At 40.1% G+C, this 18,806-nt stretch carries 22 protein-coding genes; 11 read left to right on the forward strand and 11 right to left on the reverse strand.

Annotated features, from left to right (window positions below; genetic code table 11):
• Nucleotides 1-31: 31 nt before the first annotated feature.
• Both LG307_RS06175 and LG307_RS06180 read right to left on the reverse strand, forming a co-directional pair.
• A complete protein-coding gene (locus LG307_RS06175) occupies nt 32-433 on the reverse strand; it encodes a DUF805 domain-containing protein (RefSeq protein WP_404449045.1) in 402 nt (133 codons plus the stop codon).
• Between the two features lie 197 nt (nt 434-630).
• A complete protein-coding gene (locus LG307_RS06180) occupies nt 631-831 on the reverse strand; it encodes an alpha/beta-type small acid-soluble spore protein (RefSeq protein ID WP_010198503.1) in 201 nt (66 codons plus the stop codon).
• Nucleotides 832-1,089: 258 nt separating this feature from the next.
• On the opposite strand from LG307_RS06180, the gene LG307_RS06185 reads away from it, so the two are divergent.
• Entirely contained in the window at nt 1,090-1,332 is a 243-nt protein-coding gene (locus LG307_RS06185) for a hypothetical protein (RefSeq protein ID WP_404449047.1), read from the forward strand.
• Nucleotides 1,333-1,371: 39 nt separating this feature from the next.
• Here LG307_RS06185 and LG307_RS06190 read toward each other — a convergent pair whose 3' ends face one another.
• The 8 genes from LG307_RS06190 to LG307_RS06225 form a co-directional block, all read right to left on the reverse strand.
• Nucleotides 1,372-2,475, reverse strand: a complete 1,104-nt coding sequence (locus LG307_RS06190; protein ID WP_404449049.1) for an ABC transporter ATP-binding protein — start codon at nt 2,473-2,475, stop codon at nt 1,372-1,374.
• Between the two features lie 112 nt (nt 2,476-2,587).
• Nucleotides 2,588-3,484 carry a PucR family transcriptional regulator gene (locus LG307_RS06195; RefSeq protein WP_404449051.1) on the reverse strand — a complete coding sequence of 299 codons (897 nt, stop codon included), beginning with the start codon at nt 3,482-3,484 and terminating at the stop codon, nt 2,588-2,590.
• Between the two features lie 96 nt (nt 3,485-3,580).
• Nucleotides 3,581-3,766, reverse strand: coding sequence for a hypothetical protein (locus LG307_RS06200; RefSeq protein ID WP_404449053.1), 186 nt, complete (start codon nt 3,764-3,766; stop codon nt 3,581-3,583).
• Between the two features lie 53 nt (nt 3,767-3,819).
• Complete coding sequence (locus tag LG307_RS06205; RefSeq protein WP_010198495.1) at nt 3,820-4,032, reverse strand: YheE family protein; 213 nt, start codon at nt 4,030-4,032, stop codon at nt 3,820-3,822.
• 48 nt (nt 4,033-4,080) lie between these two features.
• Entirely contained in the window at nt 4,081-5,274 is a 1,194-nt protein-coding gene (locus tag LG307_RS06210) for a YheC/YheD family protein (protein ID WP_404449055.1), read from the reverse strand.
• Nucleotides 5,271-6,635, reverse strand: a complete 1,365-nt coding sequence (locus LG307_RS06215; protein WP_404450391.1) for a YheC/YheD family protein — start codon at nt 6,633-6,635, stop codon at nt 5,271-5,273. Before LG307_RS06215 ends, LG307_RS06210 begins: the two co-directional genes overlap by 4 nt.
• 14 nt (nt 6,636-6,649) lie before the next feature.
• Complete coding sequence (locus tag LG307_RS06220) at nt 6,650-7,708, reverse strand: YheC/YheD family protein (RefSeq protein WP_404449057.1); 1,059 nt, start codon at nt 7,706-7,708, stop codon at nt 6,650-6,652.
• Nucleotide 7,709: 1 nt separating this feature from the next.
• The gene (locus tag LG307_RS06225) at nt 7,710-9,086 is read right to left on the reverse strand and encodes a YheC/YheD family protein (RefSeq protein WP_404449059.1); all 1,377 of its coding nucleotides are present in this window, start codon (nt 9,084-9,086) and stop codon (nt 7,710-7,712) included.
• Between the two features lie 117 nt (nt 9,087-9,203).
• Here LG307_RS06225 and LG307_RS06230 point away from each other — a divergent pair, with 117 nt between their 5' ends.
• The 8 genes from LG307_RS06230 (at nt 9,204) to LG307_RS06265 (ending at nt 16,281) form a co-directional block, all read left to right on the forward strand.
• Nucleotides 9,204-10,337 (forward strand): DUF445 domain-containing protein, encoded by a 1,134-nt coding sequence (locus tag LG307_RS06230; RefSeq protein WP_404449061.1) that lies wholly within the window; start codon nt 9,204-9,206, stop codon nt 10,335-10,337.
• Nucleotides 10,338-10,585: 248 nt separating this feature from the next.
• Nucleotides 10,586-10,945, forward strand: coding sequence for a YlbF family regulator (locus LG307_RS06235; RefSeq protein ID WP_060665311.1), 360 nt, complete (start codon nt 10,586-10,588; stop codon nt 10,943-10,945).
• Nucleotides 10,946-11,105: 160 nt separating this feature from the next.
• Nucleotides 11,106-11,966, forward strand: a complete 861-nt coding sequence (locus tag LG307_RS06240; RefSeq protein ID WP_404449063.1) for a Cof-type HAD-IIB family hydrolase — start codon at nt 11,106-11,108, stop codon at nt 11,964-11,966.
• Between the two features lie 121 nt (nt 11,967-12,087).
• Nucleotides 12,088-12,243 (forward strand): hypothetical protein, encoded by a 156-nt coding sequence (locus LG307_RS06245; RefSeq protein ID WP_404449065.1) that lies wholly within the window; start codon nt 12,088-12,090, stop codon nt 12,241-12,243.
• Between the two features lie 172 nt (nt 12,244-12,415).
• Nucleotides 12,416-13,903 (forward strand): coproporphyrinogen III oxidase, encoded by a 1,488-nt coding sequence (locus tag LG307_RS06250; RefSeq protein ID WP_404449067.1) that lies wholly within the window; start codon nt 12,416-12,418, stop codon nt 13,901-13,903.
• Between the two features lie 116 nt (nt 13,904-14,019).
• The gene (locus LG307_RS06255; RefSeq protein ID WP_404449069.1) at nt 14,020-14,397 is read left to right on the forward strand and encodes a MaoC/PaaZ C-terminal domain-containing protein; all 378 of its coding nucleotides are present in this window, start codon (nt 14,020-14,022) and stop codon (nt 14,395-14,397) included.
• 91 nt (nt 14,398-14,488) lie between these two features.
• Nucleotides 14,489-15,262 carry an enoyl-CoA hydratase gene (locus LG307_RS06260; RefSeq protein WP_404449071.1) on the forward strand — a complete coding sequence of 258 codons (774 nt, stop codon included), beginning with the start codon at nt 14,489-14,491 and terminating at the stop codon, nt 15,260-15,262.
• A 167-nt stretch (nt 15,263-15,429) separates the two neighbouring features.
• Nucleotides 15,430-16,281: a TVP38/TMEM64 family protein gene (locus tag LG307_RS06265; protein ID WP_404450392.1), complete on the forward strand. Its 852-nt coding sequence runs from the start codon at nt 15,430-15,432 to the stop codon at nt 16,279-16,281.
• Between the two features lie 25 nt (nt 16,282-16,306).
• Here the strand turns inward: LG307_RS06265 and LG307_RS06270 are convergent, their stop codons facing one another.
• Nucleotides 16,307-16,492 (reverse strand): YhzD family protein, encoded by a 186-nt coding sequence (locus LG307_RS06270; protein WP_060665306.1) that lies wholly within the window; start codon nt 16,490-16,492, stop codon nt 16,307-16,309.
• Nucleotides 16,493-16,634: 142 nt separating this feature from the next.
• Between LG307_RS06270 and LG307_RS06275 the strand changes: the two genes are divergently transcribed.
• Together LG307_RS06275 and LG307_RS06280 are read left to right on the forward strand one after the other, a co-directional pair.
• Nucleotides 16,635-17,537: an ABC transporter ATP-binding protein gene (locus tag LG307_RS06275; RefSeq protein WP_404449073.1), complete on the forward strand. Its 903-nt coding sequence runs from the start codon at nt 16,635-16,637 to the stop codon at nt 17,535-17,537.
• Entirely contained in the window at nt 17,530-18,786 is a 1,257-nt protein-coding gene (locus LG307_RS06280; protein WP_404449075.1) for an ABC transporter permease, read from the forward strand. Before LG307_RS06275 ends, LG307_RS06280 begins: the two co-directional genes overlap by 8 nt.
• Nucleotides 18,787-18,806 lie beyond the last annotated feature (20 nt).

The raw sequence follows: 18,806 nt of genomic DNA on the forward strand, positions 1-18,806 counted from the left end.
AGTGTAATATATTATTCGTGCAAATACTAATTTAATGAGTCAGGGCTTCTCCTTTAGGAGAGGGATCATATTTCTTCGGGTTGGGCCCGTAATTGTTATCGTGCTCACTTTCCATGCACGCAAATACGAAAAGAATTATTCCTCCTACAATCGGAATTAATATGATTAAATACCACCATCCGCTTTTACCAATATCATGAAGTCTTCTTACATTTATGGAGATAACGGGTATGATTGTCCCGAGGATAAAAATTAGATAAAAGAGACCGAAGATACCAACAATTATTTCGGAATCTTGAAAAAAATAAGCTGCAAACATAGGTATTACCCAAAAAATCACAGAATGTACAAGCGTGAAAATCCAATACTCCTTCCTCCTAGCCCTCCCACTAAAGTTAAAATAATTTCTAAAACCCTCTAAATACCAATGCATCTTTTTTCCTCCTATCCAACATCTAATTTAAAAAGCTACAAGTTTCAATACCCAAACCACAAATATGATATACCAATTTTTGAAAAAATGTTAATATATACAAATTTCATTTCTTGAACTAACATAAGCAAGGCACCCCAAAATTGAGGTGCCTCAAGCCATACGTATAAAATTATTTGTTACATAAAAACTAAAACTTATCTTCCGCCTAGGGATTGTTCAGCCATTTGAACTAGACGCTTAGTGATTTCTCCACCAACAGATCCGTTAGCGCGAGCAGTTGTGTCTGCACCAAGATTTACACCAAACTCAGTTGCGATTTCGTACTTCATTTGGTCGATAGCTGCTTGAGCACCAGGTGCTACTAATTGATTTGACGAATTGTTTCTGCTTGCCATGATGTGATTCATCTCCTCGTAAAATAGTTTTGGTTGGACCAACTGGAGTTGCACCAGTAGTGCAGAGATTTCTGCTGCCGTCTAGGCTGGTCCATTGGGTGATAAGTTGTTACTTGTATTATAGGAATTTCATAATATCTTTATCCATTTATTTTTAGGAAATTTATGGATATTAGCTATTTCAGTATTACGAATATTTGTGGGTAAGATGTAAAAATTAATGAAAAGCAGAAGATGTATGGAAGTGGAGGGGCTTTTATGGAGATATGTCCATTATGTAATGGGTTGGAAGAATATCAGGGTAATTGCGCATCTTGTGGCAACATGCTTATTGATACAGGTAAGGTGACGGACTACTTGGATGATTATAGTGCGTATATGGAAATAAACCTTTTAAAGTTGGTGGATGGGGACTTAAACTGTGTGGAAAATCACGTTTGTTTACATTTGATCAATTGTCCAGTCTGTCAAATAGAGCAAATCATTACTATCCAAGAATAAAAAACCAGGTCCGTTAAGACCTGGTTTTGGAAAGATGTATTATTTAGAACGGATACGAGATTCTGTTTCCATGTCGAAGAAGTGACATTTGTTCATGTCCAATGCAAGTTGAAGCTTTTGTTGAGGTTTCACGTCTGTACGGGAATCAACACGTGCTACAAAATCTTGGCCATTGATTTGGGAATAAAGCATAGATTCTGCACCAAGAAGCTCAGATACTTCGATTACAGCTGTAATAGTAGTTCCTACAGATGATTCAATGAAAACAGGCTCATCGTGGATATCTTCTGGACGAATTCCAAGGATGACTTCTTTTCCTACATAACCTTGGTCGCGAAGTACTTTCATTTTTCCTTCTGGAACAGTAATTTTCTGTTCGCCGATTAGGAATGCTCCATCTTCAAGTTTACCGTTGAAGAAGTTCATGGCAGGAGATCCAATGAATCCACCTACAAATACATTTTCAGGGTTTTCGTACACTTCTTTAGGTGAACCAAGTTGCTGGATGATACCGTCCTTCATTACAACAAGGCGTGTTGCCATCGTCATTGCTTCTGTTTGGTCATGCGTTACATAGATAGTTGTTGTTTGCAGACGTTGGTGAAGCTTGGAAATTTCCGCACGCATCGCTACACGAAGCTTTGCATCAAGGTTGGATAGAGGCTCATCCATTAAGAATACTTTTGCATCACGAACGATTGCACGACCTAATGCTACACGTTGACGCTGACCACCGGATAATGCTTTTGGTTTACGATCAAGGTATTGTTCCAAACCAAGGATTGCTGCTGCTTCTTTCACACGGCGGTCAATCTCTTCTTTAGGAAACTTACGTAATTTCAATCCGAATGCCATATTGTCATATACATTCATATGAGGATAAAGTGCATAGTTTTGGAATACCATTGCTATGTCGCGGTCTTTTGGTGCAACGTCGTTCATTCTTTTCCCGTCGATGATAAAGTCACCTTTGGAGATTTCTTCAAGACCTGCAATCATACGTAGAGTTGTGGATTTACCGCAACCTGATGGACCTACGAATACGATAAATTCTTTGTCTTTGATGTGTAGGTTGAAGTCTTTAACTGCTGTTACGTCGCCTTCGTAGACTTTGTAGATATGATCTAATTGCAATTCTGCCATGTGTGTTTCCCCCTGTGAAATCGTTTTCTTAATCTGTTATTAGTGTACCGAAAACGCATACATTTCGTAAATGTACAAGTTGCACAAAAAAAAGCAACGTCTTTGTGCAACGTTACTTTTCGATAATAATGATTGCTAGGTAGGCGGCCATGGCTCCTTGGAAGTTTTTGATGTCAATGCCTGTCCGTTCGATGAATTTATCGATTCGGTATTGAAGGCTGTTACGGTGCATGAAGAGTTTCTTGGCTGTTAAGGATACATTCATATTATTTTCTATATAGACTTTTACGCTTTGCAGAAGTTCCTTTTCATCATCCAGCATCGTGCCAAACATTTTTGTCATGTAAGGGAGATGTTCTGCATCCATGTTTTCTGTGAGCATATAAGGGAGGGCGTGTTGAAATGTATGTATGTTTGCCTGCTTCCTTGCTTTTAAAGATAGTTCAAAACATTTCTGCTCCCAGTGAAAGAAGTCTGAAAGGTTTTCTTCTATATCGTTGTATGCACCTATATAAAACTTAACATTGGAATAGAAGTCAGAAGCAGTGATGTCGATGATGTCATGGAGAGGAACTGTTTCCTCTGTTTTCACTTCCGGCAAAAAATCCACTATGACACCGCCGGTAAAACTTTTCCATACAATCACCAAGTCGCTATCGAAGAACGCAATTAATGCTTCTTTCCATTCTTCCTTGTTCAATAAGGGTTCGGAGAATTCAAAATGGATGAAGCGGAAAGGTCTTAGTTGAGTAGATGGTGTTTTTTGGAGAGCACGATTAAATAATAATTCATGCCACCACTGTTCCTTTTCACTCATGGATAGTTGATGTTCTTCTACTTTTTGTAGAAATGTTTCCAATAGCAATATATCTTTGGTGGTCAATGAATCTTTTTCAATTCCGAAGTATTCATTGTCCGAAGAGGCGAACCAAAGATAGTGCGAAAAACTATGAGGGGAGGATGATTGAATGAGCGCATCCTTATATATTTTTTTTAATTGGTTGTACATGTTTAATCCCTTTCCTTCTGAGCTCTTCTGTTTATTATAACGAAGAGAGCGCCGTATACAAAGCAATTAAAAAACTCCTCCTTTATGGGAAGAGTTTTATCGTTGTTCTTTAGGGGGTTCTTCTTGTTCTAAATCTCGTGCTTCTTCAATGTTCGTGTAGCGGTCACGTTCAAAGACAGTCCCACCAGCTAGCCCTTCATTAATGTATCTGTCAATATCCATGTAATACTCATCTCTACCTTCATTTTGTGGGCCTTTATCGGTATTTTTCTTATCTGACATAAAAAATCCCTCCTTTTTAGTTAGTGTATCTAAAGGAGGGGAAATGATTCTTGTTAATCATAAACGTGGAAGAGCATCAGTTCATGAATCTGAGCTTCAACAGCTTGTTTTTCTTCTTCGGAAAAGGTCTGAGATTCTGGCCATTCTATGGAACCGTTTTTGTGATAGACGGCTTTAATGGCGTGCCCTTTGTAAAAAAAGGAAAGATGCCAGCCAGGAAGTTGGTTATTTTGATAGAAAGGTTTTAGTTGAAAGTGTGAAATCATGCCTTTTCCTCCTCTTGATGTAATGGCGACTTGTTACATTATTCGACATCAGGAAGAAGATTCCTGCATGGAAAAACCTGTTCGTTCATAGAAAACCTTGGTAATATTCTCCGTTGCCCGTTGCTTGATAGGAGCTTCATCAAAATCCATCGGCTTGGCATTCAATTCAAAAATATAATGTTTTCCTTCCGTTGTTATGCCAATATCTGCAGAGAACTCTCCGATATCATCATAAAAAGCAGTGAGCTGTTTTCCACATTGAGTGATAAGCTGTTCAATTGTTTCATGGTCGGTCTTAACAGGAAGCTCTTCTGTTGCAACAATTACTCCACCTGAAGGGACGTGGGTGGTTACTTGTTGTTTTTTAGCCATCCTGACGCCAACTCCTGTTATAGAAAAGCCATTGCCGCTTGAGTGGGCCAATACCCGGTAATCAAATTTTTTCCCTTTCATCGGCAAGGTGGTAATGGCTTCTTGGATGATATAAGAGTCTATTGATTCTTCTTTTTCAAAATAACTGGCCAGTTTTCTTACAGATGGAAACAGGACGGTCGTGGTGGAGGTGGATTTCATCAAAAAAGTGTTTCCATTTCTGACGATGAGAAAGACCCCTTTACCTTTTTTGCTTTTTCTTTTTTTTATATACACCTCCGGATAGGTGGAGAGATACTCGGCTAAGGTTTCTTCAGATAAAAGATCTGTTTTGGGCAAATGCTGTTTCAACCTCTCATTATCTCTAAGTTGAAGATATAACTCCCATTTATCAAAAAAGTGAGGATTGAAAACTGGAATATGGTAAAGAGATGTCAACTTCTCCGTTTGTTCTAAGAAAAGTCTTTCGTCCTCATATCGAGCCAAGCGATTATATAAAATGTCAGGAAGAGGGGTTTGTACTTTCACCCAATGATCGTGCGCCGGTAGATAACAGAATCCGTTTACCCCATCTTCTGTCAGTTGCTCCGGCGTAACTACAACAGATAAACCACCTAATTGTTGTAGATTTCGTTGTATTCTTTTAAAAAGGCTGATATTTCCAATAAAGCCGTTTTTTTTTGGACTGGCCAGGATGCAGATAAGAGGACCTGCTTTCATGTCCTTTAGCAGAAAAGGGAAGCTAAGAAATTTGCTGGTATGTTCTTTTTTATAGGGCACCGAATAGTACTTGCCCATTGTTACTTTCTTCTCTTTGTCGAATTGCTGATACCATGTCTGGGAGGTCATCTCATAAAATAGTTCAATCATGAAAAAACACCTTCCGGATTTTTAATAGTGTGTTCTGTTAAGTAAACCGCATATTCAATGGAAAGCTTGCGAGTCAGGATATCTTCGTTTCTTAGTTTTGGATGATAGAAGATGGAACGGCCCGGTTTAGAGTTTGCTTCGAACATCCAAAGTTTGTGCTCTTTATCAAGCCCGAAATCAAAGCCAATCTCACCGATGAATCCCGGCATATGTGTATCAATGGCATTACTTATTAATAGAGAAGCTTGAGATAATTGCTGGATGACTGCCGCTTGTTCTTCTTTATCAGTGAAGATTTCAGTAATCGTCTTGATCACTCCGCCGCTGTTGGCGTGGGTAGTGATACTGCCTTTGCCGCTTAGTTTTGCAGCCATCGCACTGACCACCCAATTTCCGTGCTCATCCTTATTTGTATGGACACGGAAATCCACAAAGGAATCCTCTACTTTTAAAAGAGGAATGCCTTGTTGGATTAAATAACAGGACAAATCTCTGTTTTTTAGGATGTGTGCTAATAAAGCCTCCAGGGAGGAAGAGCGTTGCAATTTATTGACAAAATCCTCATTTTTATAGCGAGCATAATAAGTTTCTTCTTCACGGTTATAAATAATTTTGTAAACGCCTAGTCCAAGGCTTCCATTTGTAGGCTTTAGATAAATGAAAGGATACTTGGACAATAGTTTCTCCATTTTGGCTATGGACACATCATTATGCGTTTCTGGCAGGTATGGAACGATATTTTCTTCAATCATAAGCTTTTGATGAATATCCCATTTGTTGAAGAAGCCAGGATTAAACCAGGGAATTGCATAATCCTTTTGCATTTTTTCTCTCGTTTGTGCAAGCAATCTGTGCTTCTCTGTTCGTCTATTGGGAAGTCGATCGTATACAACATGTGGAAAAGGGAGAGTCCGCTTACTCCAACCCTGCTCCGTAAACATAAAGCCTTCCATTGTCCCCTCTTCCCAGTCAATATGATTTGCGCCAAATAAAAACATAAAAGCACCGACTTTTCTCTCGGTTGCCAGCAGCTTGGAAAAAAATAATGAGCGCTCCCCTATGGGTCGAATCATGGAGCTGTTAAAGCCAGCTGTAAAAATGCCGATCAGAGGGCCAAGGTGCAGGATGTCTTCATGAACGAATACATGAATGTTCCCCGCATAAGGGAGTAGCAGCTTTTCAAATAATGATTTGGAAAGATAAAGTGAATGTCCAGCGTGAATACTTGCATGACACGAATATTGATGTGTTCCAAAAGCTATGGATTCTATGTGGATGTTGCTCATCTGTTCCGGAACAAGAATTTGGTTTTCTTTCAAGTCATCTCTGCATTTAACAGGTATGAGTGCTTTCATCATCATCAACTCCCGTTTATTCACCTTTTGATAGACGCCAAGTACATGCAATACTTGCTCGGGGCTTCATATATTTCTGCCTGTACAGAAGGGGAAGCCATTGTTACTATCTTATGACCGGGCTTGGAATTAATATCTAAAATCCATAAATTATAGTCAGGGTCAATCCCGATGTCTATTCCTAATTCGAAAAGAGGGGAAATCGTTTGGTCAATGCTTGAAGGTAGATAATCCACAATGACTTGAAGCTTCCTTTCCAGTGTCTGCCTTTTGAACGTGGACAGTCCTTGAAGTAGAACAGAGAAGGGCAGCATTTCACCCCCGCCAGCAAGGTTGGAAGTAATATGATCTTTTGGGCCTGTCCGGATGCAACGTACCCTTTCCGTCCAATTACCTTCTTCATTCTTTTGCAAGAGTAGTCTTAAATCAAATGGAACATTCTTCTTATTTTGCAATGGAAGAAAGGGTTGGAAGATATACTCAGTATCTTTCATGCGGCTATGTAACCAGGTTCTCAGTTGGCTGCCTGTCTGGAAAACATAAAGTCTTTCTCCTGGTTGCACGACTTCTTTGACCATAAATTGGTTGCCTATTTGTTCCACCTTTATTAGACCTCTGCCCTGGGACCCATTGATTGGTTTGATCAACCAATTCTCTCTCTGGCGAAAATGGGATAAGAAAAATGTGACACTGGTGAGTTTTTTTGATAGTGGGAAAAATTCTTTAAGTTCTTGTAAGGAAGATAGCTTGTTATAAACCTCCCATTTATTTGGAAGTCCATAGCCGAGGAAATGTACTTTTTCCTGCAATTTTAGTAAATCCGTCAAACCTTTGAATTGTTGCGCATTTTTTGTTCCATAATAACATCGGTCGTAAATAAAGGAAGGAATGGGAAACGAGGCGTTTATCCATTCCTTTTTGTCTGAAGTGTACACGAGACCTGATACATTAGAAGTGTTATCATTCAATTGAGCAGGTGAAATGATGCATATGTTAAGACCATTTTTAGCAGCATGTTCGGCCATTTTAGTAAGATACGTAGTCGGTTTTGAAAATGAGAGGACACCTAGTGTAATCATGTTATCTCTCCTTTAAATGTTCATGTATAAGGTATAAACAATAGATAATGACAGCCTTGGCAGAAGGGCGGATGCTTCGTTCGTTTGCTGGTTGGTCTAGATTTTTAGATGGCTTCGTATTCACCTCTATGATCCACGGGTGTCCAAATGTATCAAGGGCAAGGTCAATGCCCAATTCTCCGAAAATACCTTCTGAGGCGGCTCCGATTTCGTTTGCCACTTCGAGTGCCAATTCCTTTAGAAGTTTTCGGATTTGTGGAAGTTCTTTCTTGTCAAATTTGGTTCGAAGTACATGTTGGACAGAAAGCATTTCTCCACCCTGTGCAAGATTTGATACAAATGAGCCGCTCTTGGATGCTCTGGCAGTGGACGATGTAACTTGCCATCGGTTATTATCGGTTCGATGACACAGATAACGAAAATCAACGGGTCTTGCATCGAGATGCAGGAGATCCAATCCCTGTTGAATGATGTATTGTCTTTTTTTTATTTCAGGAGAAAGTCGCTTGTACAAATCAGTAAAACTGCTATATGTTTGTGATACAGGTTGCTGAAGGGAAGAGTAATCTAACATGTAGCCGTCTTGATTTTTACATACTTTAAAAATCTGTTTTCCTTGACTGCCCTTGATTGGCTTCAGAAAAAGCATAGAATGAATCTCTAACCAAGACTCCAGCTTTTTGGCAGAAAATAGGGACGTCTCCGGTAAGTAAGGGGTCAAGTGTGCTGCTGTTTGAAGCTGTTCATGGACGGTCCATTTATTTAGGAAATGATTATTAAAGTAAGGAATCTCCCATTCATTCAATTGATCGGTTAAATCACGGAACATTTCACTCTTCTCATTCGTACGTTTATGGAGTCGGTTGTGCACGACTTGAGGATATGGAAGCAGGGCTTTGTTCCAGCTGTTGTTATCCAAGTAGTAGCCTTCCACATTTTTTTGCATCCACTGGTTATGAAGGGCGAACACATAGAAAATGGCACCGATATCTTCGGAATAGTTGGCAAGTTCCATGCAATACTCTTCAATGGATTTAAGGTCAATAGATTCATCATCCTTTATCCCAATCTCAGTGAGGAGTGCGATGACAGGACCTATATGGAGTGTGTTTAAGTTATGATTATAGGTGATTAGGTATCTTCGTTCCTCTTCGAAAAGTAATAAGGCTTTTTGGACGGTTCGATCCATTCTCAGCACGTTTTCATCTATATTGATAGTTACGATATTACATGTCATTGTATTCCTGCTGCATTGGATGGAACATAGAGATATATTTTCAGGAAGCTTTAATCTTTTTGCCAAAGCCTCACTTATTTGTATAATTGGTACAGGTGTATTATTTTCAATAGGAATTATTCTTGCTGCTTGAAAATTCATGTTTTTCCCTCATTTTTGTCTAAGGTTAGAAATTTTAGGAGAAACAGGGGAAATTGCCCCACAATCTATAGTATTGAAAAGTAGATAAATCGGTGATTAGAAAGAGGTTGACGATAGATGGATATCTTGTTTGTTGTGGTTATGATGATGGTGATTGGCGCCTTGATAGGAGGGGTTACCAATTCCCTAGCGATTCGTATGCTGTTCAGACCTTATAGGCCAATCTTTATTTTTGGAAAAAGGCTTCCATTTACACCAGGCTTGATACCAAAAAGAAGATCTGAACTTGCAGATCAACTTGGGAAATTGGTGATGGAACATCTCTTGACTGCAGAAAGTATGAAGAGAAGATTAATGAACAGCTCTTTTCAGGAAAAGTCCGAGCAATGGATAAAAGAAGAATTGGATCGATACTTTGAAAAAGGAATCAGCGTCCAAGAGATATTAAAGAAGTTCGGGATAGAGGATGCCGAAACACTCTTTCAAGAAAATTTGCATCAAATTGTGGACAGTAAATATGAAGAGGTTATGGCACAGTTGCGTTTGAAACCAATTCAACAAATATTGCCGGCTCATTTATTGCATTCTGTGGAGAGTAACATTCCGGCAGTTTCTGAATTCGTTTTGAACAAAGCAATCCACCATTTTGAAAGTGTGGAAGGCAAGCGTCAGCTGTCTAAGATGATCAATGACTTTATTGCAACCAGGGGAAAATTGGGAAGTGTTGTGCAGATGTTCATGGGGAATTATCCTTTGGTCGATAAAGTGCAACCAGAAATCATTAAATTTCTTAAGCATGACGGGACAAAAGATGTGTTAATAAATGTCTTATACCGCGAATGGAATAAATTAAAGGAGATGGAGGTGCAGGATCTGGAAAAAAGAATCTCCAGCGAAGCCATTCTCACCTCGCTTCATACAGTAGTAGAACGCACGGTGGATGTTCCGAAATGGATGAACAAAACGGTGAAGGAAGCGATAGAACCAATTTATCCATGGATCATGGATAAACTTATACCTTCTGCCTTTTCGACTGGGAGCGAGCTTCTGCTTGAAAAATTGGAAGAACTTCTTATTAGACTAAAACTCGAAGAAGTGGTGCGCGATCAGGTGGAATCATTCTCTCTTCAAGAAGTGGAAGAAATGGTCCTCTCCGTCTCCCGCCGCGAACTAAAACTAATCACCTACCTCGGAGCCCTACTTGGTGGACTTATCGGACTACTACAGGGATTACTGGTTTTATTACTTTGAGATAGAGGAATTTCCCTGTAGATTGAAGTGTAAGGTATGAGACTCCAGCGGGGGGATAACGGTTGGTTGAGACCCTGCAACGAAGTGAGGAAGCTCAAACACCGTCCCGCGGAAAGCGAATACCTGAAACGGAAATCTACATGAGTAATATAGAATCCCCCTTATGGTTTGAATGACTATGGCATGTTTGTTATACTGGTCACTAGCATGCCTGAAAGATGGGCAAAAAAGGAAGGAATGACGTACAAATGGCAAACAACGTATACGATGTAGCGTACAACCTAGAAACAGCAGTAAAAGAAAGTGATGAGTTCAAAAATCTACAAACTTTATATAAAGAGGTTTTCGCAGACGAAACAACCAAAAGAATGTTTGAAAACTTCCGCAACATCCAACTTGAACTTCAACAAAAACAAATGAGCGGCCAAGAAATTACACAAGAAGAAGTAGAACAAGCTCAAAAAACAGTGGCAGTTGTACAACAAAACGAAGCGATTGCGAAACTGATGGAAGCAGAGCAACGCATGAGCATGATGGTAAGCGAATTAAACAAAATCATCATGAAGCCTCTAGAAGAATTATATAGCGATGTAGACTCCGCAAACTAATGGACGAAAATACGCTTGTCAGAAAAAACGCATCTAATTAAAGGTGCGTTTTTTTTCTTCCTCATTTTTTCCCTGCCTGATACTCCCTATGTTCTAATTCCCTCATTTTCCTCATACTCATATCAATAAGTACAAACATCTTAGATAAGGAGGTCTCTCCATGATATACCGTCTGCTCGCCATCAATATAGATGGAACGCTATTGAAATCAAATGGAAGATTGGCAAAGGAAACGAAAGAAGCGATAGAGTATGTGAAAAACAAGGGAGTGTACGTAACTCTTGTGACCGGCCGAAACTTCGCTTTTGCAAAAAAAGTGGCCAAATCTTTGAAACTTGATACATTTTTAGTGACACACGGGGGATCTTTTATTGCCTCCAAGCTGGAGCAGCCTCTTCATGTGAAGCGTCTGTCAGAGGATAAGACATTCAATCTTGTGCAAGTGCTTGAAAATTATGATTGTACCGTTAGGATCTTGCATGAAAGATATTCAATTGGAAATAGACTTCGAGGTGCAAACAACCTGATGGCAAGAGCAGTACTCGGTTCTAGTGATCCATTAATCTATCCGATGCAATTTGTAGAATCCTTGGGGGATACATTGATTGACAATCCCATTGCCCCACCGAAAATAGAGGTGTATTTTACAGAACCAGAAGAGAGAGAACGAGTATTAAAAACCTTGAAATCTGCATTTGAAGGGATAGAAATTCTTGTGCATGCCGACGGAAAAGTAGATATTTTACCTGATGGCGGTACGAAGATGGATGGTTTGTTAGCTCTTGGTGAAGTGTTGAAAATCTCTCCGCAAGAAATGGTTGTCATTGGCGATACGATGGAAGACCTGCCAATCATTGAGGTGGCCGGACTTGGTGTTGCAATGGGGAACGCCCCAAAAGAAGTGAAGCTTGCGGCTGACTGGATTACTCGGACAAATGATGAAAACGGTGTCGCCTATATGATTAAAGAACATTTCCGTAAACAGCAACGCATCGCGTTTTTAAATAAAATGAAAATATAGTAGGGAATAGACAGACTCTGTAAGTGGAGTCTGTCTATTTTTGTCTACCAGGAAGTTATAAAATAATGGAATGCTGGAATCGCCTTCAGGATCATTCTTGTTCGTAGGGATGAAGACCTCAGTGACGAGAAAAAAGGAGGAGAGAGGTCCTCATCACCGTTATGAAGACCTTGGTAAAAATGAAATATCATTGAAATGGTCAAAGATGAAGTGCAAAGGAAATCCGACCAATGCCAATATTTCAGAGCTATGCGAAAAGCGAGATAAGTACCAATAGATTAAAATCTTGCTTGGGGTGGTTTGGTTTTAGATCGCGTTAGCGATTTTGTTCTTGTCATGACTACTTCTTTTCCAACGGTATTTTCTTGATATGCATCGGCTACATCCGTTACACTAGTGGGAGTGAAAAATCTTGCTGAAAAATAAGGCAAGTGTGAAAGGTGATTAACTTGAAGATTGCTATAAAAGGTTTGCATGATGATAGATATCAGCGTCCGCTGTCATTGATTGCGGATTTATTTTTTGAAGAAACAGAAGTGGTGCTTGGAGAAGATGCTACATCCGAGCTAAAGGTAACGTTCGAGGTGGAAGAAAAAAACACCACGTTTATTGTAAGTGGACAACTCGGCGAACTGTCTTGTTCCCATGAGAAAGAATTGGGCCATTCAGATGAAAAAGAAAGCTTTCGTCGTAAAAAACAAGCCGTGTCCTATGTTTATTTAACTCTTTTACAAGAGCATACGGGAATTATTCAGAAGTGGGGGATCTTAACGGGGATCCGACCAACGAAACTGCTTCACTCCAAGCTTCAAAAGGGAGAGGCCAAAGAGAAAGTCCATCAACAGCTCAGAGAAGATTATTTAATTACAGATGAAAAGATAGAGTTGATGCAGCAGATTGTAGATCGCCAGTTGGATGTTGTGCCAGATTTGCATGACTTGGGAGAAGAAGTCAGTATTTACATCGGGATCCCATTCTGCCCTACAAAATGTGCGTATTGTACGTTCCCAGCCTATGCCATCAACGGGAAGCAGGGGAAAGTGGACTCCTTCCTAGGCGGGCTACACCATGAAATCGATGCTATAGGTGCCTGGTTGAAGGAAAAAGGAATTAAGATCACCACTGTTTATTATGGCGGTGGCACGCCTACAAGTATCACGGCAGAGGAGATGGACATGCTTTACGAGCAGATGTATGCTTCATTCCCTGACATGGAAAAAGTTCGCGAAGTAACAGTGGAAGCCGGACGTCCAGATACGATTACACCAGAGAAGCTTGAAGTGTTGAAAAAGTGGAATATTGACCGCATCAGCATCAACCCGCAGTCTTATACGCAAGAAACATTGAAAGCGATCGGTCGCCATCATACTGTGGAGGAAACCATCGAAAAATTTCACCTTGCACGTGAAATGGGTATGAATAATATCAACATGGACTTGATTATCGGCTTGCCAGGCGAAGGGGTGGAAGAGTTCACTCATACGTTGGAAGAGACGGAAAAGCTGATGCCCGAATCCTTGACGGTCCATACTTTGTCTTTTAAACGCGCTTCTGAAATGACACAGAACAAGAATCGATACAAGGTAGCAGATCGATATGAAATCGGAAAGATGATGGATATGGCGACACAGTGGACCACAAATCACAACTATGTACCATATTATCTGTACCGTCAGAAGAATATCCTTGGTAATTTGGAGAATGTAGGATATGCATTGCCAGGCCAGGATAGCATTTATAACATCATGATCATGGAAGAGAAACAGACGATCATTGGACTCGGGTGTGGGGCATCAAGTAAGTTTGTCCATCCTGAAACAGGAAAGATAACTCGCTTTGCCAATCCGAAAGATCCCAAATCATATAATGATGGATTTGAGCATTATACGGATGAAAAAATTCGGATTCTGGAAGAGCTCTTTCCAGCTAGAAACTAACTTATGGGCAGGGATGAAAAATCCTTGCTTTTTTATTTTAATTTATGAGTGAATAATCATTCATTTTTAAGCGCTTTCATATTATACTAGATATATATCTTAGAGGGGGGAATGGGATGAAGCTTGAAACAGGTGAAGTACTGACCTATTCCAGAACATTCACTGTGGAAGAAATCCTTCAATTTGGAGAGGTTTCAGGAGATCAAGGCAGGCATCATGTAGAAAAAGATGAGCAAGGCAGGCTAATGGTTCATGGCCTGTTGACAGCAAGTATCGGTACCAAAATAGGGGGAGACCTGAACTATATTGCAAGAGAAATGAACATGGAATTCCTCCGTCCCGTCTTTACAGGCGACACCATCACCTGTGAAGCCACCCTCACCAATGTCCAACAACAAGAAGGCTATAAACAAGTCAACGTCACATCCATCTACACCAACCAAAAAGGCAAACAAGTCCTCCTAGGCAACAGTAAAGGAATTATTCGAGATTAAGAGAGAAATTCCTGCGGGGGTCTGACCCCGCACAGAACTTTAATATTTCTGAAAATTAAAACTAATTAGCGGTTTGAAAGGGTGTGCTGGTATGAGTACGGTTAATGTGTTGAATCAGGGGCCGGTTGCGGTACTGGAGCTTAATAGACCTGAGGCGTTAAATGCTATGAACGTGGAGATGTTAGGGGAATTAGAACGTGTTCTGGATGAAGTATCGAAAAATGAAGGTGTGAAAGTGCTTATTGTCAAAGGAAGTGGGAATGCGTTCAGTGCCGGTGGAGATATCAAAATGATGCTCCAAGAAAATGTTGGAGGGGACTTCGACCAGGTGATGGATACAATTGGCTCCATCGTCACTAAGTTCTACACCATGCCTAAAGTTACTATCAGTGCCCTTCATGGTGCAGCTGCAGGGCTGGGCTTAAGTTTTGCACTTGCGAGTGATTTCGTTGTTGCTCACACTTCTACAAAACTAGCTATGAATTTCATTAAGATCGGTCTAATCCCAGATGGCGGCGGTCACTTCTTCATGGAAAAACGTCTTGGTGAAGCGAAAGCTAAACAGATGATTTGGGAAGGTAAAACGATTTCTGCAGAAGAAGCCCATGGATTGGGGCTTGTTGATAGTTTGGCAGGAGATCAAATGGAAGAGGAAATTTCTCATAGGGTTGGAGCACTTCTCCAAGCTCCTTTGCAAGCGATGTTGGAAACAAAGTTGATCTACACGAAGCAATCCTTGCCACGCCTGGAACAAATTCTAGAGTTGGAAAAGAATGCCCAGCGTAGAATGAGGGTGTCTCAAGATCATAGAGAAGGTATTCGTGCTTTTGTTGAAAAGAGAAAGCCGCAATTTAGCGGGAAATGAATATGAAAAGCTGCTCCTTCATTAAGGGGCAGCTTTTGTATATAACAGCCATTTCTTCTAAGCCCACAGTCGTACATACACATAATCCTCCAGTACATTACCAATAAGAAGAACACCACTTATACTAAATATCATCAAAGAAAAACGGAGTGGTTTATGTGCATTTAATGGAAACTAGCAAAGTGCCATTAACAGGCTTGTTGCATATACTTTTTGCATGTGTACTCGGATATATGATTTTGGCTCTTTTTCCAACATTGCTTCCCATATATAGAATACTGTTATTGTCTCTCATATTTGTCATGCTAGTTGTAGATACAGTGGTACTGCTTAGTAAGCAACATAGGTACTTCAGAATAACAAATATCAGTTTTTCTATGTTGATTGGAATCACTTTTATAATATTCATGGTTTATTATATAAGTAAATTCATGGTGATCGCGGAGTATAAGGGATTGGAGAACATACTTTTAGAATATGGTTCTATGGCTAAATTCCTCTTTTTCTTGCTCTGCATGGCTCAACCGATTATTTTACCGCTTCCTGAGGCGTTGACCATTCCAGCCGGGAGCGTGGCTTTTGGGGCATCCGCTTCGTTCTATCTTGGTTTTTCGGGAACATTGACAGGCATCATCATTATGTTCTTCATTGCAAGGTATGGCGGTATGAAAGTGGCTTCTAAACTGGTAAAAGAAAAACATCTAAAAAGATATCAAGAATATGTTAGGAAAAATGAGACGGTGATTCTTGCACTCTTATTTATAATTCCAGTTCTACCTGATGAAATAATTTGTGTCGGGGCGGGCATTGGAGCTGTCTCTTTTAAAAGGTTTCTTGTAATAGCGTCCTTGTCAAAGCTTTTGACTACTTTAGTGCTCGCCTATTCCGTTTCCTTGGCGAAATTTCTGGACTTAACTTCTACACAACTGCTGTTATCTTGCTCTGTGATAATGGGAATAGTTTTCTTTACCACTTTTGCTTTCAATAGATATTGGAACAGAAAACGCATGGAGATGTAATACTTTATCTCCATGCGTTTATTAGTTATCTGTGAAATAAAACTAGTTTCCCGCTTGCATTTGTGCAACGGTGTGTAGTGTCGAGGTAATTTAATTCTTCTAATCTTTTTTCTCCTACTGTTTTTGCTTCTTTTTCAGTGGCGGCTTCAAAACTTTCATCCAGTAATGTTTCTCCGCTTTTGCTAAAGACTGTTAACGTATATTTCCCCATGAGTGTCCCCTCCGTGTCTGTAAAATGAATATCCATTCATTGCTTTTATTTTACTAAAAGTTTCTTGAAATGTAAAAGTTCTATGAAACTATTTAGTTTTTCAATCGTATAGGTTACTGTAAAACATAGGAGGGATAACGTCATGGCATTACAGATAGATGGTGTAACGAAAAGGTTTGGCAAGCATGTCGCAGTCAATAATTTGACCCTTGAGATACCGGAAAGCGAAATGTTTGGGTTCTTAGGTGCTAATGGAGCAGGGAAAACAACCACATTCCGAATGGTCCTTGGATTATTGGAGCCAACAGCAGGTAAGGTTTCGTGGGCAGGGAAACCAATTACATATAGAGAAAGTCATCTGGTAGGGTATTTGCCGGAAGAAAGGGGCCTTTATCCCAAATTGACGGTTAAGGACCAGATGATTTATTTGGGGAGATTGCGAGGAATGGAGAAAGCGGAAATACTGAAGCAGCTGGATTACTGGCTGGAGCGTTTCAAAGTACCGCAATATCTCAATAAAAAAGTAGAAGAGCTCTCAAAAGGAAATCAACAAAAAATCCAGTTTATCGCGTCCACCATCCATAATCCTAAATTGCTCATCCTTGATGAACCTTTCAGTGGCTTGGATCCATTAAATGTAGAGCTTTTAAAAGAAGCCGTTGTGGACTTGAAAAAGCAAGGAACTTCCATCGTGTTTTCCAGTCACCGGATGGAGCATGTAGAAGAGCTTTGTGAGCATTTATGCATTATGCATCATGGTCAGCCTGTCGTGCATGGTTCGCTAAGGGACATTAAGCGTTCATTCGGGAAAAAGAATGTCATCATCCATGCTGATTTTGATTTAGCGTTTTTAGCGAATGTCGCTGGAGTTACCAAAACAAAGCAGACTGCGGAAGGCATGATTCTTCAAGTGGAAGATGAAGATGTCTCTCAGACATTGCTACAACAAATAACAGGTAAGGGCTATATCCGAAAATTCATTTTGGAAGAACCGTCCTTGAATGATATCTTCATAGAAAAGGTGGGTGCTTCTTACCATGAATAAATTTTGGATCATCTTAATGCACACCTACATGAGCAAGCTGAAATCTAAATCTTTCATTATTTCCACTTTGGTGACGACATTACTCATTGTGGGTGTTACAAACATTCAATCCATTATCGATGTTTTTGACAAACAGGAAGACAAAGTCGTGGCGGTAATAGATGAAGAAGGCGCTATCGTACCATTGTTAGAACAGCAACTTGCAACAAATCCCAACAGCAATTTGAACCTTGAGATTGTTTCAAATGAGTCAGATGCCGAAAATAAAGTGACAGAGGGAGAGTATGACGGGCTTCTTGTTTTATCAACAGATCAAAACGGCTTGCCATCTGGCGTGTACAAAGCTGCCTCCATCACTGATTCTGAAACGATGACACAAGTGGAGGTGATGCTTCAGCAGGTTAAAAATGAACTGGCAACAAGTCAACTTGGATTATCACAGGAAGAAATCGCCCAACTTTATACGCCGATTAATTTTGATGTTGTAGCATTGGAAGAGTCCGCAAAGTCAGCAGAAGAATTGAACCAGGCTCGTGGATTGGTGTATGTCCTGTTGTTTGTTATCTATTTTTCGGTAATTCTTTACGCTAGCATGATTGCAACGGAGGTGGCCGTGGAGAAATCTTCCCGTGTCATGGAAATTTTAATCTCATCAGCGTCTCCAATTATGCATATGTTCGGGAAAATCCTTGGAATAGCGCTATTAAGTTTAACGCAACTAGCTTTTTGGATACTTGTCGGCTATTCTTCATTAAGCAGAAATCTTGAAGGGATGACAGAAGCAGGAGGAGTATTTGAATTCTTCGGCGTTGGCGATCTGCCTGTAGCAACGTTTGTGTACGCCGTCGTCTTCTTCCTGCTAGGATACTTCTTATATGCTACGTTTGCCGCTTTCTTGGGCTCGCTTGTTAGTAGAATAGAAGAAATCCAGCAAATGATCATGCCGATGACCTTATTGATAGTGGCAGGCTTTATGATTTCCATGTTCGGCTTAGGTAACCCGGATAATTCTTTCATTCAAATAACGTCATTCATTCCATTCTTTGCACCAATGATTATGTTCTTGCGTGTAGGTATGTTGAATGTACCAATTTGGGAAATCAGCTTATCCATTGGTCTTCTGGTAGCAACCATTGTTTTACTGGCCATATTTGGTGCTAAAGTGTACCGCGGTGGAGTCCTGATGTACGGAAAATCATCTTCCCTCAAAGATATCAAGAAAGCATTGCAACTGACAAAAAACAAGTAATCAAGCATGCGGGACTTTAT

Source organism: Sutcliffiella horikoshii, assembly GCF_044809035.1.
Classification (GTDB): Bacteria; Bacillota; Bacilli; order Bacillales; family Bacillaceae_I; genus Sutcliffiella_A; species Sutcliffiella_A horikoshii_G.